This window comes from Cytophagia bacterium CHB2 (genome assembly GCA_030263535.1).
In the GTDB taxonomy this organism is placed as follows: domain Bacteria; phylum Zhuqueibacterota; class Zhuqueibacteria; order Zhuqueibacterales; family Zhuqueibacteraceae; genus Coneutiohabitans.
Genome location: SZPB01000471.1, coordinates 1 through 4091 on the forward strand (window position 1 = coordinate 1; position 4091 = coordinate 4091).

The 4091-nt window shown below is 49.7% G+C and carries 3 protein-coding genes; all 3 read left to right on the forward strand.

Features of this window, described 5'->3' with window-relative positions:
* The first annotated feature begins 165 nt into the window (after positions 1-165).
* The 3 genes from FBQ85_27400 to cas5b all read left to right on the forward strand — a co-directional run bounded on the left by FBQ85_27400 (position 166) and on the right by cas5b (position 4041).
* Positions 166-2265 (forward strand): TIGR02556 family CRISPR-associated protein, encoded by a 2100-nt coding sequence (locus tag FBQ85_27400; GenBank protein MDL1878858.1) that lies wholly within the window; start codon positions 166-168, stop codon positions 2263-2265.
* Positions 2266-2346: 81 nt separating this feature from the next.
* Positions 2347-3258 carry a type I-B CRISPR-associated protein Cas7/Csh2 gene (gene cas7b, locus FBQ85_27405; protein ID MDL1878859.1) on the forward strand — a complete coding sequence of 304 codons (912 nt, stop codon included), beginning with the start codon at positions 2347-2349 and terminating at the stop codon, positions 3256-3258.
* A 15-nt stretch (positions 3259-3273) separates the two neighbouring features.
* Complete coding sequence (cas5b, locus tag FBQ85_27410; protein ID MDL1878860.1) at positions 3274-4041, forward strand: type I-B CRISPR-associated protein Cas5; 768 nt, start codon at positions 3274-3276, stop codon at positions 4039-4041.
* The last annotated feature ends 50 nt before the right edge of the window (positions 4042-4091 follow it).

A 4091-nucleotide genomic window follows, 5' to 3' on the forward strand; every position in this document is an offset into this window, starting at 1 on the left:
AGTCGGGCGAAGTCGGACTTGCGCATGGACTGTTTCATGGTTCAGAAACGTCTCCAGACGCAAGTCCGACTTCACTCCACGCGGAGAAGATTGACTGACAGCAGTTGTCAGGGTTGGGTAGTATATTTATGACGTTTGCAGGTGACTGCTGAACGTTTCGAGATAATGTTGGAGGACAATGGTGATAGTGAGATATGGACCGGTAAGTTGTCCAAAGAAGAAATGAATATGAAAAATTACTTAATTAGGTTGAATCAGTATGCCGATTCTTGGACCAAGTTGAACAAAGTTGCAATCTTCTTTAGGAAGGAGTATCAAATGCTCAATGTCATAGCGGATATCGGAAAAATCGTCTCCGGCAATTCGCAAAGCGATTTGCTGGAATTCCTCATTCCTGAAGCCACGAAACAGCGGTACATCGTCGGGATCGATTTCGACCTGGCCAAAAAATCGCTGGTCTTCGACCTGCTAGCGGAAGGCGGCGAAAACGGCCTGTCCAAACAAAAGCTGCAAGAATATCTGTTTGTGGCTTCGGAAAAAGGCAATCGCCCACAGTTTTCACCGACCAGCAGCAACCTGGGTTATCTTGTTTCTCAGACGCTACCCAATCTGGCCGACTTTCTACCGGAAGACTCCGAATTGAAAAAGCTGCTGCAAAAAGCGCGTGATCGTTTTTTCATGGAGGTTCAGGAAGAGAGCGGGAAGAAATCGGCTTTCGTTTTGAACGAGAAATTCATTCCTGATGCCTCTTCCCACTTCGCGAAAAAACCGGAAAATTTGAAAGATGCCATTGCTGACTATGCAAAAGAGCTAGCGAAATTGATCGAAGAAAAAACCACGGCGCCGGCCAAAGAAACGATTTATACCATTTGTGTGAACGGCGAGCCGGTGGCCGGCCATCCGGATTATCAGCGCTTTCTTTGGCGACAAAACTCGGAAAGCGCCTTCGCGGGAGGCTTCTCCGGAACCTGTTCTGTCTGCGGAACAAAAACTGAGGTAACTCAGGATACCACGCGCTTTGCCATGAAATTCTACATGACGGACAAAGTGAGCTTCGCTTCCCACTTTGATTCGAGCAACTACTACAAAGCGGTCACGGCCTGCAAATCCTGTTATCAAAACATTATCATTGCGGAGAAGTGGATTGACCAGCATTTGCGCACGCGACTCGGTGGGTTCGAGGTCTACGTCATGCCACAAACGATTTGGGGGGAAATGGAAGCCATTCGCCTCTTTCGCTATTTGCAGGCGATCACCCGCGAATTCAATGAAGTCAAAAATATCGCATCGTTGCGCGAAGCAGAGAGCAATATCAAAGAACGCGCCGAGCACATGGGTGTGTTCGAGCAAAATGCCTTTATCTGGAATTTTCTCTTTTTTCGCAAATCGCAGTCTGCATTCAAAGTGCTTACCCTGATCAAAGACGTGCCGCCCTCGCGGATTATGGAAATCACAAAGCGCACGCATGAAACTGACGATAGCAGGAAAAAACTGGAGATTCCCGACAACATCAGTTTCGATTTGGATCAGATTTACCGTTTGATCCCCCTGCGCAAGCGCGGCGCAGATTTGCAGGAATACAAAAAAATATTGCAACTCTATGCCTGCATTTTCAACGGGCTGCCCGTGCAAAAGAAACAGCTTTACCATTTCTACAAGCAATTGGCATGCGTCCATCATTTCGAGAGTTACGCACTTTATCAAATCCAGAAATCAAATAATCCGGACTATGCCTTGATGGCCGACACGCTAAAATGGAATCTCTTTTTGCTGTTTTTGCAAAAGCTCAACCTTATTGAAGGAGAATCGACTATGAACACAAACGAATTCGATGACTATTTCCCCGACGGTGTAAAGGAAGCCTTTGCCGAGCTTGGTTACAATGCGGCACAGCAGGGGTTGGCGCTGCTGGGGTACGTTATCGGTGTCATTGCGTATGCGCAGTACAAAGAAGGCCTTGAAAACAAGCCGGTGCTGGAAAAAATCAACTATCAAGGTATGAGCGAAGAAAAAATTGTTCGCTTATTCAATGATGCGTTTGAGAAAATTCGCCAGTACCGCAAGAACAAGACCGTTAGTTACGCCGAGCGTTGGCTGGCTCTCGCCAAAAAGCTCTACGAAACCGGCGCGCATAAAGAGCTGACGGCAGACGAGCGCGTGTTTTACCTGCTTTCCGGCTACTCGATGAATTTGTTGCGCTCGAAGCCACCTGCTGGAACAGCGGAGACGGAAGAAACCGAACCGATGGAAGAAGAATTAGCTTGAAGCAATTGCGATTCAGAAACTCAAACTGAACCGGCAGTTATTTTTCAATATTCAAAAAAATTCAACCCTCAGGAGGTTACGATGAATAATTCCGAAATTTTGTTCGTTTACGATGCGCACCTGTGCAATCCCAACGGCGATCCCGACGAAGAGAACCGTCCGCGCATGGATTATCCCACACAGACCAATTTGGTCAGCGACGTGCGGCTCAAGCGCTACATACGCGACTATCTGCAAGAGAACGGGCATGAACTTTTCGTGCAAAAAGGCGAGGCCGGTAAAACCGTCAACGCCTCGGAACGGATTCAAGCGGTGCTGGGGCAAAAAAAAGCGGCGAAGCTGGGCGATGAAGAATTGCAAACCCTGCTCAACAAGCTGATCGATGTGCGTCTCTTTGGCGCCACCATGCCGATCAAGCTGGAGGGCAAAGGCCAATCCATTGCCTTCACCGGACCGGTGCAATTCAACTGGGGCTATTCTCTCAATCGCGTTTACCTGCTCGATACCAAATCGATTACTTCTCACTTCAGCGCGGAAGCCGGCAAAGAGCAAGGCACAATCGGCAAGGACTATCGCGTCAAATACTCGCTGATCGCCTTCCACGGCATTATTTCAGGATACAATGCCAAGAACACCGGTTTGAAAAAAGAAGACGTGGCTTTGCTCGATCAGGCGCTGATTAAGGCCATTCCCTTGCATGCCACGCGCAGCAAAGTGGGGCAGGAACCGCGTTTGTACGTTCGTGTCGAATATAACAGCGACAGCTTTGTTCTCGGCGACTTGCGCAAGTGGATAAAATTCAGCCCGCAGGGCACGAATAAAGATGACGAAGTATTTTCCGTTCAAAATGTGAAGCTTGATATTACTTCCCTCGTCGAAAAATTGCAGGAGAACAGAGCCAAAATTCAACAGGTGAAATTCTGGAAAGACGGCGCGCTCTCGCTCGTTGGTGCGCTCGATGCTTTGCCGAACGGCTCACCGCTGGCCTTCTAAAACGGAGAGCCAATCATGAATTCACATTTTCTGGCATTCGACTGGAAAGGCTTCATGGCGCATTTTCGCCAATTCGACGCCAATTCCTCCGCGCTCAGCTATTCGTTTCCGCCGCCTACTGTGGTGGCCGGCATGCTGGCCGGGGTGTTGGGTATCGAAAAGGACGAATACTACGAACGCTTCACCCCGCGCAACTTGCAAATCGCCGTGCAAATCGTGACGCCGCCGCGTAAGCTGGTGCAGACGGTAAATTACATCTTTGCGAAAAGCGCCAACGATCTGAACATGAGCGGGGATAATTTGCACACGCAAATACCGGCAGAACTGCTTGTGGCTCCATCCTTTCCTCAGGCGCCACTGCATTATCGCATCTTTCTCAAGATTGCCGAAGCGGCGCTGGCCAAAGAACTTGAAGAGGCCCTGCGGCAATCGAAGTATCGGTATTTGCCCTACCTCGGCAGCGCGCCGTTTACGAGCTGGATCGAATGGCTTGGCGTGCCGAAGACAATCGAGCCGCTTGCTTCAATTGAACCGGCAATCGCGGATACCGTGGTTCCGCTTCCAGCGCTGGAGCTGCGCACGCTTCGCACGGAAGCCCTCGATGGCGTTTTGCCCGCTTTTTTTCGCGAACACGTTCGCCGCGATTTCCTACCCGGACGCGAGCCGGGCGAGATCATCGACGTCGTTTGGGAAAGAAATCGCGGCAGGATCAAAGCGCAATTCAAGGAGCCGGTTTATCGTTTGCAGTTCGATCAGCAAGTTTACCACGCCGTGTTCATGTAATCTCGAACACTTGCGGACAAAGTTGTCAAGCTTTTGGCGCGCATTTCTTC